The organism is Streptomyces sp. NPDC008150 (genome assembly GCF_042956945.1).
Taxonomy (GTDB): domain Bacteria; phylum Actinomycetota; class Actinomycetes; order Streptomycetales; family Streptomycetaceae; genus Streptomyces.
The window spans coordinates 573,917-592,566 of record NZ_JBIBHJ010000001.1 but is presented as its reverse complement, the minus strand read 5'-3'; the positions used below and the strand labels follow the sequence as shown (position 1 = coordinate 592,566).

Here is an 18,650-nt window from a genome sequence, read left to right as displayed (position 1 = left end):
CGGGGACGGAGACAGCGGGCCCGGACGGCGGCCGCCGCCCGGCCGGGCAGGTCAGCCGGTGTGGTCCTCCCCCGGCGTGCGGGGCCGCGGCACCTGCGCGGCCTGGACGCTCGGGTAGACGCTCAGCACCGTGTCGGTGCCGGTGATGGCCAGCAGCCGCGCGACGGCGGGCGAGGGGGCGGCGACCCGCAGGTCGGTGCGCCGGTGGAACGTGAGCAGGACGTTGAGGAACGACGAGTCGGCGAACTCGATGCCCTCGGCGTCCAGGACCAGCCCGGGGTGCAGGGTCCCGGCACTCTCCAGTTCGTCGGCCAGGGGTGGCACGGTCTCCGCGTCCAGGTCGCCCCGGGGCGCGATCACCGGAAGCTCCGGGTCGGCACTGTCTTTTGTCGACATGCCCCCGAGTATGCCGAAGCCGCGGCACCCGCAGGAACACGGCTACGTCCCGGTCCGGCAAAGACACCGCGGCCCTCCCGCCCGGTCTGCACCTTTGACCGCACCTTTGAACCCGGATGTCTGGGTACCCGTGTGACGAGGGCAAGGACGATTCCCGCGTCCCGGGCGGCAGGACGCGGGCATCCCAGGACTGTGCGCCGGAGCGGAGCTACTGATGGAACTGCGGCTGAGCGAGGTCTACGACGGCACCCCGCCCTGCATCGCGGCGGCCCGGCGCGCGGTACGGGGTTTCCTGAACCGCGTGGGGTCGGACCGCCCCGCGGCGGCCCGGGACGACACGGTGGGCCGGGCACAGCTCGTCGTCAGCGAGCTGGTCACCAACGCCGTCCGCTACGCGGGCGGTGCCTGCCGGCTCGACCTCGCCTACCGGGGCAACGGCACGGACAGCCTCGACATCACCGTCTGGGACGCCTCGCCCGAGAGCGGCACGGTCCAGCACCGGGACCCGAACCGCCCGAGCGGCCACGGCCTGGAGATCGTCCACGCGATCTGCGGCGCCCTCGACATCGCCCGGACCGCGCACGGCAAGCGCGTCCAGGTCCGGATGCCGGTGCCCACGCCGGGCTAGGCGCGCGGGGCCGGGCGCGGACCGCGTTCCGGGCGGGACGTGCGGCGCCCGGCGCCGGGCCGGAGGCGGCGGTGCGGTCGCCGTGTCGATCGCGACGGAACGTCGTTGAGTACGGGCGACGCGGGGGCACGCGCGTCGCCCGTACCGCGCCCCGCCCGACCGCCGTCCGCCCGACCGCCCGTCCAGCCCGGAGGGACCGCCCGTGAACCATGCCGAGTTCGTCGCCCTGACCCGCGCGCTGCGCGTCCTCGGGGATCACGGGGAGAACCTCGACGGCAACGTCGACGACGCCCGGCTCAACGAGCTGAGAACCGACCTGAAGCGGGCCATGGCGAAGCTCGACGAGGTGATCGGCAACCCCCAGCAGACCACCCGCTGCCGCGAGCACCCCACCGGCCCGGTGGACGAGGACGCCAGTGACCTCTGCCCGGCGGCGCGGCGGACGCGCGCAGGAGACCCAGCGCCGTGCGCGGGACGAGGACGGCACGAAGATCGTGCGGGTGCAGTCACGGTTCGGGCTGCGGGAGCACGACCCGAAGCCGCACGAGCGCTGGATCCCCGAGCTGTGGAACGGGATCTCCTGGCAGCTGTGCGGGACCCCGCGCACCGACCGGCACGAGGCCGAGCTGTACGTCAACGCCCAGCTCCGCCGGCCGCGGGCGGCACCGGCGTACCGCGTCGTGCACGCGTTCACGGACCACTCGGTCGTCCGGACCTGGGGCGACACCAGCCGCCGGCCCGCACCGCCACCGGGCCCGGCGCCGTGGTGAACCGGCGCCCGGCCCCGCCGCGGAAGCAGGTGCGGCGACCGCGCGACGGATGCGGCCCGGTCCGTCCCGCGAGGGACGGACCGGGCCGCATCCGTGGGGGGTCGGGCCGACCGGAGCCGAAGGCGGTACCGCCTGCTCAGCTGGTGGTGAGCATGCCCTCGCGAAGCCGGGCGAGGCAGCGGGAGAGCAGCCGGGAGACGTGCATCTGGGAGACGCCGAGACGCTCGCCGATCTGGGCCTGGGTGAGTTCGTCGACGAACCGCATGTGCAGGATCTCGCGGTCACGCTCGTCCAGGGCCGCGATCATCGGCGCGAGCGCGTGGAAGTCCTCGACCAGCTCCAGGGCCTGGTCGTCGGCGCCGATGAAGTCCGAGAGGGCGGTCTCGCCGTCCTCGCTGGTGCTCAGCGCGGCGTCCAGGGAGGCCGAGTTGTAGCCGTTGGAGGCGATCCGGGCCTCGACGACCTCGTCCTCGGACAGGCTCATCAGCGCGGACAGTTCCTTGACCGTCGGCGTGCGGCCGAGGCGGCTGCGCAACTCCTCGGTGGCGCGGGCCAGTTGGACCCGGGCCTCCTGAAGGCGGCGCGGCACGTGCACGGCCCAGCTGGTGTCGCGGAAGAAGCGCTTGATCTCGCCCACGATGTACGGGATGGCGAACGAGGTGAACTCGACCTCACGGGTCAGCTCGAACCGGTCGATCGCCTTGATCAGTCCGATCATGCCGACCTGGACGATGTCCTCCATCTCCTCCGGCCCGCGGCTGCGGAAGCGGCCGGCCGCGAAGCGGACGAGGGACATGTTCATCTCGATCAGCGTGTTGCGGGCGTAGCTGTACTCGGGCGAACCCTCTTCCAGCACGGTCAGCTGGTCGAAGAACAGCCGCGAGAGCTCGCGCGCGTCCCTCGGCGCGACCTTGGAGGGGTCACCGATCTCCGGCAGGACCGACTGGCCGGTCCTGGCGGCCGACCCCGGTATCTTCGTCTCCGTCTTGGCCGCAGTCACTGTCGCCATGATGCTTCCCTCCCCATCCCGCCAACGCCGGCCCCGAACGGGCCAACGACACGCGGGTACCCCGCCGTTCCGGCTCCATGCGTCGAAGAGCCGAAATCGCGAAGCCGGTTGCCCGCGGCCGTCGCAGCACGCGCCGCACGCGCCCCGACCCTGGGACGGCCCGGGGCCGAACACCGCGCACCTTCCTCATGACGGGCGCGAATACCACAGGTTCACGCGAACACATGCGTCACATCTCCGTAACGGTGGCCACGACATGTGTGCACGTTACGAACACATGATCCACTCAAGAACCATTTGTCCGTTCATAAGATTTCTGCACCAACAACGTACACAGGAGTCACAGCCGTCCGGGCCGGAACACCGGCCCGGGAGGATCGCACGGCTGGGCTCCCTCGGCATGCCGCGCGTCCGTGCGTCCGCGTCGTGCCGAGCGAACCGACCACCCGTCAGCGATCGGCGGCACCCGGACGCACCCGCCGGGGAAACAGCCAGGACGCGCTCAGGCCGACGGTGCCGGAGCCCAGTGAGGCGGCCTTTCCATGCACCTCTCCCTCGACTCCCTCGCGCACCTCGGGAAACACGCGCACTGGTACGGCCTCGCCGTCGGCGCCCTGCTCGGCACCAAGCTGCTCCTGTCGATACGCCGGCGGCGGCAGCCGGACATGATCTTCCAGAAGCCGCTGAACCAGCACGTGATCCACGGTGTGGTGACGACCTACAACGAGGCCCCGGCGATGCTGCGGCGCTGCCTGGAGTCGATCCTCGGCCAGACGCTCACGCCGCAGTCGCTGACCATCGTCGACGACTGCTCCAGCGACCAGTCCGCGCACGCGGTCGTCGAGGAGATGCGCCCGAAGTTCGAGGAGGCGGGCATCCGGCTCGACTTCATCCGCTTCGCCGTCAACCAGGGCAAGCGGCACGGCCTGGCGGCCGGCTTCCGCGAGGCCCCCGAGGCGGACGCCTACCTGTGCGTCGACTCGGACACCGTGCTCGACGAGCACGCCGTCGCCGAACTGGCCGAGCCGTTCAGCAAGCGCCGCGTCCAGTGCGTCACCGGCCTGGTGCTCGCCCACAACCGCAGCGTCAACCTGCTGACGCGGCTGATCGACATGCGGTACGTCAACGCCTTCCTCGGCGAGCGCGTCGCGTACTCGCGGCTGGGCTCGGTGCTGTGCGCCTGCGGCTCGCTGGCGATGTACCGGGGCTGGGTGGTGCGCAAGCACCTGGACGACTTCCTCGACCAGCGCTTCCTGGGCCTGCCCGCCACCTTCGGCGACGACCGGCGGCTCACCTACTACTGCCTCACCGAGGGCCTGTCGCTGATCCAGCCGTCCTCGGTCGGCTACACCGACGTCCCCGAGCGCCTGAACCACTACATCCGCCAGCAGGTCCGCTGGGGCAAGTCGTTCATCCGTGAGGGCTTCCTGCTGCTGGGCAAGTTCCGCGTCTCGCGCATGTACTGGTGGCTCAACCTGATCGAGCTGGTCACCTGGGTCGCCTTCACCGTCGCCCTGCTGGCGTCGCTGTTCGCCATCGTGCTGCACCCCACCGGCTGGCAGCTCCTCGCGACCTACCTCGCCTACATGTGCGTGATGGCGTGGGTCCGCTCGATCCACTACCTGCGCGGCGCGGCCGGCGTCGGCCCGCTCGACCGCACCCTCACCTTCCTCGCCGCCCCGCTGTACGCGCTGATGAACCTCTGCCTGCTGCTGCCGCTGCGGCTCTGGTCGCTGGCCACGCTGCGGCAGACCAAGTGGGGCACCCGGTCCACCGTCGAGGTCGGCGAGGCGGAGAGCGTCACCGGCACGGCACCCGCGGAGTCGTTCGAGGACCGCGGCGACGCGTACGCGCGGCCCGGTGCGGCCGGTGTCCCGGCCCAGCCCCCGGCGCACGCGACGGCCCGGATCCCGGCCCAGCCGACCGGCGGGCCCGTCCACCCCCGGGAGATGCCGGTGCCCGTCGGCCACGCGTACCCCCCGGCCCACGGCGAGCAGCCGCAGCAGTGGCAGCAGAACCAGTACGAGTACGCGGGGTACCCCGGCCACTCGGGGCAGCCGCAGCCGCAGGCCGCCCAGCAGTACGGCCGCCCGATGCCGCAGCAGGCCGGCCAGGAGCAGCACCCCGAGCAGCACCCCTACGACGGCTCCCCGTTCGCCTACGGGGCGCAGGACATGTACGGGGCGCAGGGCGGCGCGTACGGCACGCAGCAGCCGTACGGCTCCCAGGACCCGTACGGCGCGCAGGGCGGCCACGGCGAGTACGCCGGCCACGGCGGCCACAACACCCATGACCCGTACGGGAATCCGGCGCCGTACGCACCCCCCGCACCGTACGGCGTCCGGGACGACGCGCCCGCGCAGAATCCGCCCCACCCGCACGGCCACGAGGCGTGGGCACCCCAATGAGCTGACCCGCCGCCCTCCCCCACCGCCGCCGGCCCGGGCCCCTCCCCCGCCCCGCCCCGCCGTGCCGCGGGCCCGGCCATCCCATCCCCCCGAGAGGTACACCGTGGGTCACGCCCGTGACGGCGCCCAGCAGCACCGGCCTTCCCGTACGTCGCGCCCGGAGAACCCCCGCTCGCGTCAGGCGCCGAAACGGCGGAGCCCGGTCCGGACGTTCCTCAAGGTGGTGCTGGTGCTCGCCGTGCTGGCCGGGGCGGGTGCCGTGGGGTACCCGCTGTGGAAGAAGGCGCACGAGGACAAGCCGCCGCTGACGGTGCAGTACAAGGCGGGCGACGCCGGGAGCAGGTCGGTGAGCCAGCCCTGGCTCGAAGTGATCAACGTGTCGGACAAGCGGGTCGCCCTCGCCGACGTGACGATGCGCTACTGGTTCAAGGAGGACGAGGGCGCCGACTACGCGTTCAACTGCGTCCGGGCGCCCGCCGGTTGCGCGTCGGTGACCGAGCGGATCGTGGCCATGCCGACGCCGACCGGCACCGCGGACCACTACCTGGAGGTCGGCTTCACCGCCAAGGCCGGCAGCCTGGCGGCGGGCGCCAAGGGCGGCGCGGTGGAGGTCCAGGTGTACCGGACCGACGGCAGGCCGGTGACGGAGTCCGGCTACTACTCGTACGACGCGGGCGACAGCACGTTCAAGGTCTCCCGCAAGGTGACCGCCTACCTCGACGGCGCCCTGTCCTGGGGTGACGAGCCGACCGGCGCCTCCGCCGAGGCGGCCGTCAACTCCGCCTCCTCGCCCACGCCTTCGCAGGCGGCGGCCCCGCCGACCGCGCCCGCGGACACCTACTTCGACGCCTTCCACTACAGCGGTCCGGACGACCCGGCGCTGCGGGAGAACGGCTGGATCGTCCGAACGAGCAAGGGCGGCCCCGGCATCGAGAACACCTGGACCGCCTCCGGTGTGTCCTTCCCGCCGGTGAAGGGCGCGAAGGGCGACCAGGCGCTCCAACTGCGCGCCACCACCGACGGGACGGCCCGCAGCACGACCCAGGCGGAGTTGCAGAGCGACTCGTCGAAGTTCTTCACCGGCACCTACGCGGCCCGGATCAACTTCCACAACGACCCGACGAGCGGGAAGAACGGCGACGAGATCAACCAGGCCTTCTTCATGATCTCCAAGGACCAGGAGAAGTACAGCGAACTGGACGACGAGTACGAGCCCAACGGCGGCTGGGGCTCGCCGGGTCCGCGCCTGGACACCACCACCTGGTACAGCGCGGACGCCGGCGACCGGGTCACCCAGCAGAACTTCATCGACCTCGGCGGCTGGCACACCGTCGTCATCACCGCCGCGCACGGCACGGTGACGTACTCCATGGACGGCAAGAAGATCTTCACCAGCTCGGGCAAGTACTACCCCCGGGAGAGCATGTCGGCGAACTTCAACACCTGGTTCGTGGACCTGCCGTTCACCGGAAAGCGCACGTGGGACATGGACGTGAACTGGTTCTACTACAGGTCCGGCGAGGCCCAGTCCGCCGCCCAGGTCACCCAGCAGGTCAACAGCCTGTACGGGAAGGGCCAGACCTACGTGGACACGGTGAAGCCCCTTTCCTGAGGCGCCGGTTCACCCGCTGACGCTGACCGCGCCCGTCTCGATGTGACCGGTGAACCGGCGCGACCAGGTCGCGTCGGAGTCCACCGTCACGGTGAAGTCGTACCAACCGCCTTGATAGGCAACGGCGTTGAAGTAGTCCTGGGCGGAACCGCCCGCGGCCACCCGGTAGGTCCACGGGCCGTCGGTGCGGTAGTGGTTCGACGTGATCGTGAACGTCACGGCGGCGGTGGAGGTGTTGGTCAGGGTGAACCACAGGGCGGTCCTCCCGGTGCCCGGTTCGACGGCGAAGCGGGGAATCGCCTCGACCGCCTTCCCCGCCTTCGTGGCGTCGCCCCGGAAGCGGCGCAGGAACCGGTTCGGACCGGCCATGGAGATGTCGTACGCCCCGGCACCGTAGCCCGTACCGATGTTGAAGTAGTCGCTCGCGGCGCCCTGGGCGTCCACCGTGTACTGCCAGGGAGTGGTGTCCCGGTAGGCGTTGGGGTGGATGGAGAAGTGCGCTGCGCGGGTCGCCGGGGTGCCCTGGTTGGCCATGGTGAACCAGGCGAGGATCTTGCCGCCGGTGCCGAACTCCAGGTGGTCCAGGTAGCCGTTGGGCTGGTAGGGCAGTGCGCGGGCCGGGCGGGTGCCGGTCTCCTGGACGGGCGGGGCGTTGGTGGTGGGCGCCGGATTGGGCAGCGGGGCACAGGTGTTGATGCCGATGACGCTCGTCGCGGGCAGGGCCACCGCGCCGTTCACCGGGTGGGCGAAGTCGAAGACGCCGGTGAGGTCGCCGCTGACCCTGCGGCGCCAGTCGCTGATGTTGGCGCAGGCCGCGGGCTTGCCGAGGGCGGTGGTCCAGGTCTCCAGGAAGCGCAGCACCGAGGTGTGCTCGAAGACCTCGGAGGAGACGTAACCACCGCGCGTCCAGGGCGAGACGACGATCATCGGGACGCGGAAACCGAAGCCGTACGGAACCCCGTTGAGGAACTCCCCCGCGGTGCCGGCCGGGGGTGCGGGCGGCGGCACGTGGTCGAAGTAGCCGTCGTTCTCGTCGTAGTTGAGGAAGAGCACCGTCGAGTCGAGGACGGCGGGGTCGGCGGCGAGGGCCTGGTAGACCATGCCGACGAAGTGGGCGCCGTCGCCGGGCGGGGCGTAGGGGTGCTCGGAGAACGCCTGGTTGGCGACCACCCAGGAGACCTGCGGCAGGGTGCCCGCGACGACGTCGGCCCTGATGGCGGCGGCGATGTCGTCGGGGGTGGAGCCGGTGACGGCGGGAACCGAGGCCATGCCGCGGTCGTGCAGCGGGGTGCCCGCGGCGGCGGAGGTGAAGTTCTTGAAGTAGGCGCAGCCGTTGTCGCCGAAGTTGTCGTCGGCGTTCTGGTAGACCTTCCAGCTCACGCCCGCGTTCTGGAGGGACTCGGCGTACGTCTGCCAGGTCAGTCCGGACTCGTCGCCGCCGTCGTAGCTGGCGCTGTCGACCTTGCCGCTCCACAGGTAGGTGCGGTTGGGGCCGGTGGCGCTGAGCGTGGAGCAGAAGTAGGCGTCGCAGACGGTGTAGTTGTCGGCGAGCGCGTAGTGCAGCGGGATGTCGGTGCGGTCCAGGTAGCCCAGCGAGCGGACACTGCCCACGCCCGCCACCCAGTTGTCGAGGCGGCCCTTGTTCCAGGCGGCGTGCTGGGAGGACCAGGAGTGCGGCAGGTCACCGTTGCACTGCGCGAGGGTCTCGCTGTCCACCCCGCCGGCCGCCGCGGTCGCGCTGAGCTTCCACGGGTACTGGCGCGACAGGAGGTTGGGCTGGTTGAAGACCGAGTAGCCGCCGGACAGGGTGATGCCACTGCGGTCGTCGAAGCCGCGGACGCCCTTGAGACGCCCGAAGTAGTGGTCGAAGCTGCGGTTCTCCTGCATGAGGATCACCACGTGCCTGACGTCCTTGACGGTGCCGGTGGCCGCAGCCGCGGCGGCACTCGCGGAGGTCCCCGTACCGGCCCCCACCGCGACCCCCGCCGCCACGGACGCGCCCAGTCCCACGAAGCCTCTTCGGCTGATCGGTGTCATCCACTCCACCCTCGCCCCAGGGGTGCCCGCACGGCACACACGACCCACCAGAGTGCCGGGCGGCGGGCACGACCGTAAGTCCGCCGGGGTGACCCGGGGGTGAACAACAGCGGCGGGCCGGAGAGCGCGGCGGGCACAACGACCGGCGCGAATGCGACACGCCTCCGGAAGCCCGCGAAACAGCCCGGGGCTCTCGCGTCCCGGTCCCGCGGAAAACCCGACGGCCGCCCGGCGAAGTGCCGGGCGGCCGTCGACGGGGAAGGCGGACCGAACTCCGTTCGGACCCACAAGGGCCGGAATCCGTTCGCGGTGGGGCGGGTGGGACTCGAACCCACGGCCGACGGATTATGAGTCCGCTGCTCTAACCGGCTGAGCTACCGCCCCTTACGGCGCGTCGCGCACATTTGTACGCGCCGTCTGCCGCAGCATAGCCGGTCATACGATCTCCTGCCTCGGATGGTCGGCTTCGCATGACCATGAGGACTCGGCCCAGGACGCGGTGGTTCCGCAGGGCATGAAAAAGGACCCCGAAGGGTCCTTGTTCCACTGCTCCCCCGACTGGACTCGAACCAGTAACCTGCCGGTTAACAGCCGGCTGCTCTGCCAATTGAGCTACAGGGGACCGAGCTCCCCCGACTGGACTCGAACCAGTAACCTGCCGGTTAACAGCCGGCTGCTCTGCCAATTGAGCTACAGGGGAACGTCTCGTTTGCATCGAACGCACCCACCTGGGTATCCGCCAGGGGGCGCTTGCTCGCTGCGACACATACATTAGCGCAAGCAGGGGGGTGCTCCGCCAATCGGCAGTCTCCGCACTCCTCGGCATGGATGCCTACGCAAGGGAAGGGTGGCCGTATGCGATACCGGCTCACGTTCGTTGTCGGCCTCGCTCTTGGTTACGTGCTCGGCACGAAGGCCGGGCGCGAGCGCTACGAGACGTTGAAGAAGTCGGCCCGCCGGGTCGCGCAGAACCCCGCGGTGCGCAACACCGCCGAGACCGCGACCCAGCAGGGCCGCCAGGTCGCCGGCCGGGCGTACCACGTGGTGAGCGAGAAGCTCGGCGACCGGATGCCCGACTCGGTGGCGCAGCGGGTGCGTTCGCTGCGCGAGCGCAGCGCGGGCGGGACGGGCAAGGACGACTGGGGAACCAGTACTCCGTAACGCCCGGAACCCCTGGTGAGGGAGATCCGTACGAGGTGACCGTGCCGCGATGGCACGGTCACCTCCGTGTGTGCGGCAGAATTTTCACCATGGGGATAGTCGCTGGGCTGGACAGTTCGCCCGATTTCACTCGTATCGTCGTCTGCGACGCGGACACGGGGTCCGTACTGCGGCAGGGGTACGCGCCGCATCCGGTCGACGGCCCCGAGGGCGGTGGCCGTCCCGCCGACATCGATCCGCAGGCCTGGCTGCTGTCGCTCGGCGAGGCCGCCGGGGGCGGGCTGCTGGAGGGTGTGCAGGCCATCGGCGTCTCCGCCCAGCAGAACGCGCTGGTCCCGCTGGACGCGCAGGGCACCACCGTGCGGCCGGCGCTGGTCGGGGGCGACCGCCGGGCGCAGGTCGCGGCGGCCGATCTCATCGACGCGCTGGGCGGGCGCGAGGCGTGGGCGCAGGCCGTGGGGAGCGTGCCGCAGGCCGGGCACCCGGTGACGAAGCTGCGCTGGCTCGCGAAGAACGAGTCCGACGCCGCGCGGCGCACCGCGTTCCTCATGCAGGCCCACGACTGGCTCGTGTGGCAGCTGCTCGGCCGGCCCGTGCGCCGGACCACCGACCGCGGCGGCGCCTCCGGGACGGGCTACTGGTCGGCGGCGACCGGCGGTTACCGGCCCGACCTGGTCGAGATGGCGCTCGGCCACCGGGCCGCGCTGCCCGAGGTGATCGGCCCCTCCGACGCGGCCGGCACGACCCCCGAGGGGCTGCTCATCTCGGCCGGCACGGGCGAGACGATGGCGGCGGCGTTCGGGCTCGGCATCGGGCTCGGTGACGCCGTGGTGTCGCTGGGCGCGTCCGGTTCCGTGATGGCGGTGCACCGGGAGGCGCTCGTCGACCAGAGCGGGATGATCACCTCGCTGGCGGACGCGACGGGCATGCACCTGCCGGTCGTCACCACCCTGAACGCCGTGCGCACCCTGCGCGGAACCGCCGAACTGCTGGGCACCGGGGACCTGGAGGGGCTGTCCGACCTGGCGATGAAGTCGACGCCGGGCGCCCACGGGCTGGTGCTGCTGCCGTACCTGGAGGGCGAGCGGACGCCGAACCTGCCGCACACCGCGGGCACCCTCGCGGGGCTGCGGCGCGAGTCGATGCGGCCCGAGCACCTGGCGCGGGCGGCGTTCGAGGGCATGCTGTGCGGGCTCACCGACGCGCTGGACGTGCTGCGCGGGCGCGGGGTCGAGGTGCGGCGGGTGTTCCTGCTGGGCGCGGCCGCCGAGCTGCCCGCGGTGCAGGCGTGCGCGCCCGCGCTGTTCGGGGCGCAGGTCGTGGTGCCGCAGCCCGCGGACTACGCGGCGACCGGGGCCGCGCGGCAGGCCGCGTGGGCGCTCGGCGTCTCCCGGGGCACCCTCGACCCGCGCACCCCGCCCGCCTGGCAGGGGCCGGCCGCACAGGTGCTCGACCCGGGCGACGAGCTGGCGGTGGGGCAGGCCGTGCGGCAGCAGTACGTGGCGGTGCGGGAGCAGACGTACCCGGGCGCCTTCCAGGGCTGAGGGCCCCGCGCGGGCGGGCGGCGCCTGCCACGGTCGGCGCAACGGGGCCCGTCGGGTGCCGGGGGGCCCGGACGGCGGTCGTGGGGCGGCAGGCTGACGCCGGGTCGGTTCTTGGTCTGCTGTTGGCTTAATGGGTTGAGGTAACACCGGTGGAGTGTCGGACGATAGGGCGTGGTGCACCCTGTGTGCCGCCCATCCGCCGACATCGAGAGACCGCGCGTGCTCATACGACTCCTGCGGGCCCACCTCCGGCCCTACAAGAAATCCATCGTCCTGCTGGTGCTGCTGCAGCTCCTGCAGACCTGCGCCACCCTCTACCTGCCCACGCTGAACGCGCACATCATCGACAACGGTGTCGTCAAGGGCGACACCGGTTACATCCTGTCCTTCGGGGCGGTGATGATCGGTATCTCGCTGGCCCAGGTCGTCTGCAACATCGGCGCGGTCTACTACGGCGCGCGGACGGCGTCCGCGCTCGGACGGGACGTCCGCGCCGCGGTGTTCGACCGCGTGCAGTCGTTCTCGGCACGTGAGCTGGGTCACTTCGGCGCGCCCTCGCTGATCACGCGGACCACCAACGACGTGCAGCAGGTCCAGATGCTGGTCCTGATGTCGTTCACCCTGATGGTCTCCGCGCCGATCATGTGCGTCGGCGGCATCGTCCTGGCGCTCGGTCTCGACGTGCCGCTGTCCGGCGTGCTCGTCGCGGTGGTGCCGGTGCTCGGCATCTGCGTGACGCTGATCGTGCGGCGGCTGCGCCCGCTGTTCCGGGCGATGCAGGGGCGCCTCGACCGGGTCAACCAGGTGCTGCGCGAGCAGATCACCGGCAACCGGGTCATCCGCGCCTTCGTGCGGGACGGTTACGAGGAGGAGCGGTTCCGGAAGGCGAACGTCCGGCTGACCGAGTCGGCGCTCGGCACCGGCAGGCTGCTCGCGCTGATGTTCCCCATGGTGATGACCGTGGTGAACGTGTCGTCGATCGCGGTGGTCTGGTTCGGCGCCCACCGCATCGAGAGCGGCGGGATGCAGATCGGTGACCTGACCGCGTTCCTCGCCTATCTGATGCAGATCGTGATGTCCGTGATGATGGCCACCTTCATGTTCATGATGGTGCCGCGCGCGGAGGTCTGCGCCGAGCGCATCGAGGAGGTCCTCGACACCGAGAGCAGTGTCGTGCCGCCGACCGCGCCGGTCCTGGAGCTCAGGCGGCACGGCCATCTGGAGCTGCGCGGGGCCGGGTTCCGGTACCCGGGGGCCGAGGAGTCGGTGCTGAAGTCCGTGGACCTGGTGGCCCGGCCGGGCGAGACGACCGCCGTCATCGGCTCGACAGGCAGCGGCAAGTCGACCCTGCTCGGGCTGGTGCCCCGGCTGTTCGACGCGACCGAGGGCGAGGTCCTCGTGGACGGCGTGGACGTCTCCACGATCGGTCCGAAGCTGCTGGCCCGCACCGTCGGCATGGTGCCGCAGCGGCCGTACCTGTTCGCCGGCACGGTGGCGACGAACCTGCGGTACGGGAATCCGGACGCCACCGACGAGGAGCTGTGGCACGCGCTGGAGGTCGCGCAGGCCAAGGAGTTCGTGGGCCGCCTGGAGGGCGGTCTCGACGCGCCGATCGCGCAGGGCGGCACCAACGTGTCGGGCGGCCAGCGCCAGCGCCTGGCCATCGCCCGCACCCTCGTGCAGCGCCCGGAGATCTACCTGTTCGACGACTCGTTCTCCGCGCTCGACTACGCCACGGACGCGGCGCTGCGTGCCGCGCTCGCCGAGGAGACCGCCGAGGCGACCGTGGTGATCGTCGCGCAGCGCGTGGCGACCATCCGGGACGCCGACCGGATCGTGGTCCTCGACGAGGGCCGGGTGGTCGGCACCGGCCGGCACCACGAGCTGATGGCGGACAACGAGACCTACCGGGAGATCGTGCTCTCCCAGCTCACGGAAGCGGAGGCAGCCTGATGGCCGGGCCCATGGGGCGGATGGCGGCCGGGGGCGGCCCCCAGGCGCGTTCGATGGATTTCGTCGGCTCCGGAAAACGGCTGCTGGCACGGTTCCGCCCGGAGCGGCTGACCATCGTGGCGCTGCTGGCCTGCGTGGTCGTGAGCGTGGCGCTGAACGTGGTGGGGCCGAAGATCCTCGGCAACGCCACCGACCTGGTCTTCGGCGGCATCATCGGGCGGCAGATGCCGGCCGGGCTGACGAAGGCGCAGGCGCTGGACGCGATGCGCGAGCGCGGCCAGGGCGACATGGCGGACATGCTGCGCAGCACCGACTTCACGCCGGGCCAGGGCATCGACTTCGACGCCGTGGGCCGCGTACTGCTGCTCGCGCTCTGCACGTTCCTGGTGGCCGGCCTGCTGATGGCGGTCGGCACCCGGCTGGTGAACCGGACCGTGAACCGCACCGTGCTGCGGCTGCGCGAGGACGTGCAGACGAAGCTGTCGCGGCTGCCGCTGTCGTACTTCGACAAGCGGCAGCGCGGCGAGGTGCTCAGCCGGGCGACCAACGACATAGACAACATCCAGCAGACGCTCCAGCAGTCGATGGGGCAGCTCATCAACTCGCTGCTCAGCATCATCGGCGTGCTCGCGGTGATGTTCTGGGTGTCGTGGATCCTCGCGCTGGTCGCGCTGGTGACGGTGCCGCTGTCGTTCGTCGTCGCCACCCGCGTCGGCAAGCGGTCGCAGCCGCACTTCGTGCAGCAGTGGCGCACCACCGGCAAGCTCAACGCGCACGTCGAGGAGATGTACACGGGCCACGCGCTGGTGAAGGTGTTCGGCCGGCAGGAGGAGTCCGCCGCCCAGTTCGCCGAGCAGAACGAGGCGTTGTACGAGGCCGGGTTCAAGGCGCAGTTCAACAGCGGGATCATGCAGCCGCTGATGATGTTCGTCTCGAACCTCAACTACGTGCTGGTGGCGGTCGTCGGCGGTCTGCGGGTCGCGTCGGGTTCGCTGTCGATCGGTGACGTGCAGGCCTTCATCCAGTACTCGCGGCAGTTCTCGATGCCGCTGACGCAGGTCGCCTCCATGGCGAACCTGGTGCAGTCGGGCGTGGCCTCCGCCGAGCGGGTCTTCGAACTCCTCGACGCCGAGGAGCAGGAGGCCGACCCGGTGCCGGGGCTACGGCCGGAGGAACTGCGCGGCCGGGTGGCGCTGGAGCACGTGTCCTTCCGCTACGACCCCGACAAGCCCCTCATCGAGGACCTGTCGCTGACCGTCGAGCCGGGGCACACCGTCGCGATCGTCGGCCCGACCGGCGCCGGCAAGACGACGCTGGTCAACCTCCTCATGCGGTTCTACGACGTGTCGGGCGGGCGGATCACACTCGACGGCGTGGACGTCCTCGACATGACCCGCGACGACCTGCGCGAGCGGATCGGCATGGTGCTTCAGGACACCTGGCTGTTCGGCGGCACCATCGCGGAGAACATCGCGTACGGGGCGTCGCGGGAGGTCACCCGCGAGGAGATCGAGGAGGCGGCGCGCGCCGCCCACGTGGACCGTTTCGTGCGGACGCTGGCCGACGGCTACGACACCGTGATCGACGACGAGGGCACCGGGGTGAGCGCGGGCGAGAAGCAGCTCATCACCATCGCGCGGGCGTTCCTGTCGGACCCGGTGATACTCGTGCTCGACGAGGCGACCAGCTCCGTGGACACCCGTACCGAGGTGCTGATCCAGAAGGCGATGGCCAAACTCGCGCACGGGCGGACGTCGTTCGTCATCGCGCACCGGCTGTCGACCATCCGGGACGCGGACACGATCCTCGTCATGGAGAACGGTGCGATCGTCGAACAGGGCGCGCACGCCGAGCTGTTGGCGGCGGGCGGCGCGTACGCGCGGCTCTACCGGGCGCAGTTCGCGCAGGCGGTCGCCGAGGTCGACTGACCCGGGGCCGTGTCGTCGGGGCCGCTCACCTCGGTGGGCGGCCCCTTCCGCGTCCCCCGGCGGGCGGCCGTTCAGTCGAGGTAGCCGCGGAGCTGGTCCGCGTAGGCGTGGTCGCGGAGCTTGTTCAGCGTCTTCGACTCGATCTGGCGGATGCGTTCGCGGGTGACGCCGAAGATGCGGCCTATCTCCTCCAGCGTGCGGGGCCTGCCGTCCATCAGCCCGTACCGGAGCTGGACCACCTTGCGCTCGCGCTCCCCCAGTGTCGACAGGACCGCTTCGAGGTGCTGGCGCAGCAGCAGGAACGCGGCGGACTCGACGGGGCTCGTGGCGTCGCCGTCCTCGATGAGGTCGCCGAGCGCGACGTCGTCCTCCTCGCCGACCGGGGCGTGCAGCGAGACGGGCTCCTGGGCGAGGCGCAGCACCTCGCTGACGCGTTCGCCGGGCAGGTCGAGGTGGGCGGCCACCTCGGCGGGGGTCGGCTCGTAGCCGCGCTCCTGGAGCATCCGGCGCTGGACGCGCACGACACGGTTGATCAGCTCCACGACGTGGACGGGGACGCGGATGGTGCGGGCCTGGTCGGCCAGTGCCCGGGACATCGCCTGGCGGATCCACCAGGTCGCGTACGTCGAGAACTTGTACCCGCGGGCGTAGTCGAACTTCTCGACCGCGCGGATCAGGCCGAGGTTGCCCTCCTGGACCAGGTCGAGCATGGTCAGGCCGCGGCCGACGTACCGCTTGGCGACCGACACGACCAGGCGCAGGTTCGCCTCGATGAGGCGCCGCTTGGCCATCCTGCCCAGGACGACCAGCCGGTCCAGGTCGAGGACGAGCCGGCTGTCGAGGCCGACGGCGCCCGCCAGCTTCTCCTCGGCGAACAGCCCGGCCTCCACCCGGCGCGCCAGGTCGACCTCCTCGGCGGCGGTGAGCAGCGGGATGCGGCCGATCTCCCGCAGGTACTGGCGGAACAGGTCCGAGGAGGGGCTGCCGTCCCCGGCGCGGGGCGGCCGCACCGGGGCGGCCTCCGGGGCGTCGGCGGGTTCCGGCTCGTCGGCGGCCGGTTCGGCCGGGCGCGTCCCGGGGTGGTGCGCGGCGCGGCCCTGCGGCGGCACGCCGGGGACGACGTCGTTCGCGGCGTTGCGGGCGTCCGGCTCGTCCTGCGTACCGTCGCCGGTCGGGATGAGGGTCTGGGTCTGCACGGGGGCGACCTCCAGGATGATCGCTGCTGAGGTGTACGGCAGCGGTACTTCGGGAGCGGAACCGGCGGCCTCGCCGCCGTCCGTCCCGCACGCGATGAGTGGGACCGCGGGGCTGTCGCACCCGCGGGGGACGGATCGGCCGCACTCCGGGAACTCGGGCACCGGGACCCAGTGTGGCGTACGACACATCGCCGAAACGAGGGGCGTGCGACGACTTTCTGCATCCGTTCCGTGACCGTGCGGTTACCCCCTCGCGAAACCGGCATGCGGGCGCGGGGGCGTCTCTGGCACCATCCGGTGGTGGCCGAATCCCTGTACGAAACGCACGTCACCGTCCACTGCGACAGCCCCGACGAGTGGGAACGGCTGCGGAGTTGGGCCGCCGAGGCGGGCTTCCGGGCGACCCGGATCGAGCTCGCGCGTGGCCGGAAACCGTCGCAGCCGATGCTCACCCTGCGCGGATCCGCCTCCTACGCACAGGAGTACGCCCACGCCTACGAGGTCGCCGCGCGGCTGCGGGCGGACGGCTTCGCACCGGTGCGGGTCAAGATCGAGTCGGCGCCCCGGGCGGCCGAGGCGGTCTCCGGCCCGGCCTCCGCCGGAGCCGAACGACCCTGCGACGGCGGCTACTTCGAGCACCACGTGAAGCTGCGGCTGCCGGCCGGGGCGGACCTGGAGGCGCTGGCGGCACTCGTCGTGCCGCACGGCGCGCACCTGTCGTGGAACGCCCGGCGGGTGCTCGGCGGCGGACTGCACGAGCGGTTCGTGACCCAGCGGGTCCACGAGGGCGACGCGGCGACGGCGGGACGGGCGCTCGACGCGTTGCTCGCAAGGCTCACGGAGTTCGAAGTCGTCGAGGTGGAGCGGGAGTTCGTGCTGCACGACAGCGACGTGTCGGTGGACGACGGCTGGCTGGCCGCAGCGACGACGCGCGGGACGGCACCGGAGGCGGACCCCGGGACGACGCGGCCGACGGAACGAGAGGCGGTACGGCGATGACCGGAACCGAGTGGGAACGGCTCTACGGCGAAGAGGAGTTGCCCCGGGTCCCGTTGGACGACGCGACCCGTGCCGTGACCGGTCTGCCGCTGACCCTGCGGCCGGTGACGGGCGACGACGTGACCCAACGCCTGCTCTTCGAACCGGCGTTGAAGCAGCACCCCAACGCGTTCCGTGCGTCCGACCCGGAGTTCACCGACCCCGGGCGCACCGAGGCGTGGCGGGCGGCCCGGCGCACGGCCCTCGGCCTGGTACCCGCCGCGATCGCGGCCTCCGGGTTCGCCGACGCCCTGGTCCTGCGGGGCAGCGCCCTGATGGCGGCCTGGTTCGGCGACGCAGCCCGGGAGCCGCACGACCTCGACTTCGTCGTCACCCCCGACACCTGGGGCGTCGACGAGCCGCGCACCGAACGGCTGCTGCGCGGGGTGGCGCTGGCGGCCGAGGCGCTGGCCCGGGAGCGGGGCGGTCCCGTCACGTTCACGGCGGACGGCGCGGTGACCGAGGGCATCTGGACCTACGACAGGGTGCCGGGGCTGCGGACGGCGCTGCCGTGGAGCGCTCCCGGGCTGCCGGGCGGGTACGTCCAGCTCGACTTCGTCTTCAACGAGAAGCTGCCCGAACCGCCCGTCGGCGTGCGGCTGCCCGACGGTACGACCGTGCGGGGCGCGTCGCCCGCCCTGTCGCTCGCGTGGAAGCTGATGTGGCTGTCGGACGACATGTACCCGCAGGCGAAGGACCTCTACGACGCGGTCCTGCTCGCCGAGCGGTACCCGCTGCCGTACTCGCTGCTCGACGCGGTGTTCCGGGCGGCGGGAGGGCTGCCCGAGCGGTGGCCGGGCCCGCTGCTGGAGGACCTGACGGCGAACGTGACGGACCTGTCCGACGAGGAGTGGGACACCTTCGCGTCGGAGTACCCGCACCTCGCCGTGGACCGGGCGCGGCTGCCCGAGCGGCTGCGGCTCGCCGTCGCGGACACCTACGCGGGGTACTTCGACCGCCCGCGCTGAGG

The 18,650-nt window shown here is 71.7% G+C and carries 14 protein-coding genes and 3 tRNA genes; 10 read left to right on the top strand and 7 right to left on the bottom strand.

Translation table 11 applies throughout. From position 1 onward, the window contains the following. Positions 1–51 precede the first annotated feature (51 nt). A complete protein-coding gene (locus tag ACFZA0_RS02500; protein WP_391009969.1) occupies positions 52–396 on the bottom strand; it encodes an STAS domain-containing protein in 345 nt (114 codons plus the stop codon). Positions 397–610: 214 nt separating this feature from the next. Here ACFZA0_RS02500 and ACFZA0_RS02495 point away from each other — a divergent pair, with 214 nt between their 5' ends. After that, positions 611–1,024 carry an ATP-binding protein gene (locus ACFZA0_RS02495; RefSeq protein WP_391009967.1) on the top strand — a complete coding sequence of 138 codons (414 nt, stop codon included), beginning with the start codon at positions 611–613 and terminating at the stop codon, positions 1,022–1,024. 416 nt (positions 1,025–1,440) lie between these two features. Next, positions 1,441–1,794, top strand: coding sequence for a hypothetical protein (locus tag ACFZA0_RS02490; protein ID WP_391009965.1), 354 nt, complete (start codon positions 1,441–1,443; stop codon positions 1,792–1,794). 136 nt (positions 1,795–1,930) lie between these two features. Here ACFZA0_RS02490 and ACFZA0_RS02485 read toward each other — a convergent pair whose 3' ends face one another. Then, positions 1,931–2,803, bottom strand: a complete 873-nt coding sequence (locus tag ACFZA0_RS02485; protein WP_391009962.1) for a SigB/SigF/SigG family RNA polymerase sigma factor — start codon at positions 2,801–2,803, stop codon at positions 1,931–1,933. A gap of 542 nt (positions 2,804–3,345) precedes the next feature. Here ACFZA0_RS02485 and ACFZA0_RS02480 point away from each other — a divergent pair. Together ACFZA0_RS02480 and ACFZA0_RS02475 are read left to right on the top strand one after the other, a co-directional pair. Next, positions 3,346–5,211, top strand: a complete 1,866-nt coding sequence (locus ACFZA0_RS02480) for a glycosyltransferase (RefSeq protein WP_391009959.1) — start codon at positions 3,346–3,348, stop codon at positions 5,209–5,211. A 103-nt stretch (positions 5,212–5,314) separates the two neighbouring features. Then, on the top strand, positions 5,315–6,823 hold the full coding sequence (locus ACFZA0_RS02475) for a cellulose binding domain-containing protein (protein WP_391009956.1): 1,509 nt from the start codon (positions 5,315–5,317) through the stop codon (positions 6,821–6,823). A 9-nt stretch (positions 6,824–6,832) separates the two neighbouring features. On the opposite strand, the gene ACFZA0_RS02470 is transcribed toward ACFZA0_RS02475, so the two are convergent. The 4 genes from ACFZA0_RS02470 to ACFZA0_RS02455 all read right to left on the bottom strand — a co-directional run bounded on the left by ACFZA0_RS02470 (position 6,833) and on the right by ACFZA0_RS02455 (position 9,560). Next, entirely contained in the window at positions 6,833–8,860 is a 2,028-nt protein-coding gene (locus ACFZA0_RS02470; RefSeq protein WP_391009953.1) for a phosphocholine-specific phospholipase C, read from the bottom strand. Positions 8,861–9,170: 310 nt separating this feature from the next. Continuing rightward, positions 9,171–9,244, bottom strand: a tRNA-Ile gene (locus ACFZA0_RS02465). A gap of 165 nt (positions 9,245–9,409) precedes the next feature. Continuing rightward, a tRNA-Asn gene (locus ACFZA0_RS02460) sits at positions 9,410–9,482 on the bottom strand. 5 nt (positions 9,483–9,487) lie between these two features. Continuing rightward, positions 9,488–9,560, bottom strand: a tRNA-Asn gene (locus ACFZA0_RS02455). 155 nt (positions 9,561–9,715) lie between these two features. Here ACFZA0_RS02455 and ACFZA0_RS02450 point away from each other — a divergent pair. The 4 genes from ACFZA0_RS02450 to ACFZA0_RS02435 all read left to right on the top strand — a co-directional run bounded on the left by ACFZA0_RS02450 (position 9,716) and on the right by ACFZA0_RS02435 (position 15,446). Beyond that, the gene (locus ACFZA0_RS02450; protein WP_391009951.1) at positions 9,716–10,021 is read left to right on the top strand and encodes a YtxH domain-containing protein; all 306 of its coding nucleotides are present in this window, start codon (positions 9,716–9,718) and stop codon (positions 10,019–10,021) included. 89 nt (positions 10,022–10,110) lie between these two features. Then, positions 10,111–11,565: an FGGY family carbohydrate kinase gene (locus ACFZA0_RS02445; RefSeq protein WP_391009948.1), complete on the top strand. Its 1,455-nt coding sequence runs from the start codon at positions 10,111–10,113 to the stop codon at positions 11,563–11,565. Between the two features lie 219 nt (positions 11,566–11,784). Then, positions 11,785–13,518, top strand: coding sequence for an ABC transporter transmembrane domain-containing protein (locus ACFZA0_RS02440; RefSeq protein ID WP_391009944.1), 1,734 nt, complete (start codon positions 11,785–11,787; stop codon positions 13,516–13,518). Next, positions 13,518–15,446 carry an ABC transporter transmembrane domain-containing protein gene (locus tag ACFZA0_RS02435; protein ID WP_391009941.1) on the top strand — a complete coding sequence of 643 codons (1,929 nt, stop codon included), beginning with the start codon at positions 13,518–13,520 and terminating at the stop codon, positions 15,444–15,446. Before ACFZA0_RS02440 ends, ACFZA0_RS02435 begins: the two co-directional genes overlap by 1 nt. A gap of 71 nt (positions 15,447–15,517) precedes the next feature. On the opposite strand, the gene ACFZA0_RS02430 is transcribed toward ACFZA0_RS02435, so the two are convergent. Then, on the bottom strand, positions 15,518–16,804 hold the full coding sequence (locus tag ACFZA0_RS02430) for a sigma-70 family RNA polymerase sigma factor (protein ID WP_391009938.1): 1,287 nt from the start codon (positions 16,802–16,804) through the stop codon (positions 15,518–15,520). Between the two features lie 138 nt (positions 16,805–16,942). Between ACFZA0_RS02430 and ACFZA0_RS02425 the strand changes: the two genes are divergently transcribed. Beyond that, positions 16,943–17,641 carry a hypothetical protein gene (locus tag ACFZA0_RS02425; RefSeq protein ID WP_391009935.1) on the top strand — a complete coding sequence of 233 codons (699 nt, stop codon included), beginning with the start codon at positions 16,943–16,945 and terminating at the stop codon, positions 17,639–17,641. Continuing rightward, a complete protein-coding gene (locus ACFZA0_RS02420; protein ID WP_391009931.1) occupies positions 17,638–18,648 on the top strand; it encodes a nucleotidyl transferase AbiEii/AbiGii toxin family protein in 1,011 nt (336 codons plus the stop codon). Before ACFZA0_RS02425 ends, ACFZA0_RS02420 begins: the two co-directional genes overlap by 4 nt. The last annotated feature ends 2 nt before the right edge of the window (positions 18,649–18,650 follow it).

Excerpts from the sequence above, each read along its gene's own strand:
- ACFZA0_RS02500 (WP_391009969.1), bottom strand. The coding sequence starts at position 396 with ATGTCGACAAAAGACAGTGCCGACCCGGAGCTTCCGGTGATCGCGCCC.
- ACFZA0_RS02495 (WP_391009967.1), top strand. The coding sequence starts at position 611 with ATGGAACTGCGGCTGAGCGAGGTCTACGACGGCACCCCGCCCTGCATC.
- ACFZA0_RS02485 (WP_391009962.1), bottom strand. The coding sequence starts at position 2,803 with ATGGCGACAGTGACTGCGGCCAAGACGGAGACGAAGATACCGGGGTCG.
- ACFZA0_RS02480 (WP_391009959.1), top strand. The coding sequence starts at position 3,346 with ATGCACCTCTCCCTCGACTCCCTCGCGCACCTCGGGAAACACGCGCAC.
- ACFZA0_RS02470 (WP_391009953.1), bottom strand. The coding sequence starts at position 8,860 with ATGACACCGATCAGCCGAAGAGGCTTCGTGGGACTGGGCGCGTCCGTG.
- ACFZA0_RS02450 (WP_391009951.1), top strand. The coding sequence starts at position 9,716 with ATGCGATACCGGCTCACGTTCGTTGTCGGCCTCGCTCTTGGTTACGTG.
- ACFZA0_RS02445 (WP_391009948.1), top strand. The coding sequence starts at position 10,111 with ATGGGGATAGTCGCTGGGCTGGACAGTTCGCCCGATTTCACTCGTATC.
- ACFZA0_RS02435 (WP_391009941.1), top strand. The coding sequence starts at position 13,518 with ATGGCCGGGCCCATGGGGCGGATGGCGGCCGGGGGCGGCCCCCAGGCG.
- ACFZA0_RS02420 (WP_391009931.1), top strand. The coding sequence starts at position 17,638 with ATGACCGGAACCGAGTGGGAACGGCTCTACGGCGAAGAGGAGTTGCCC.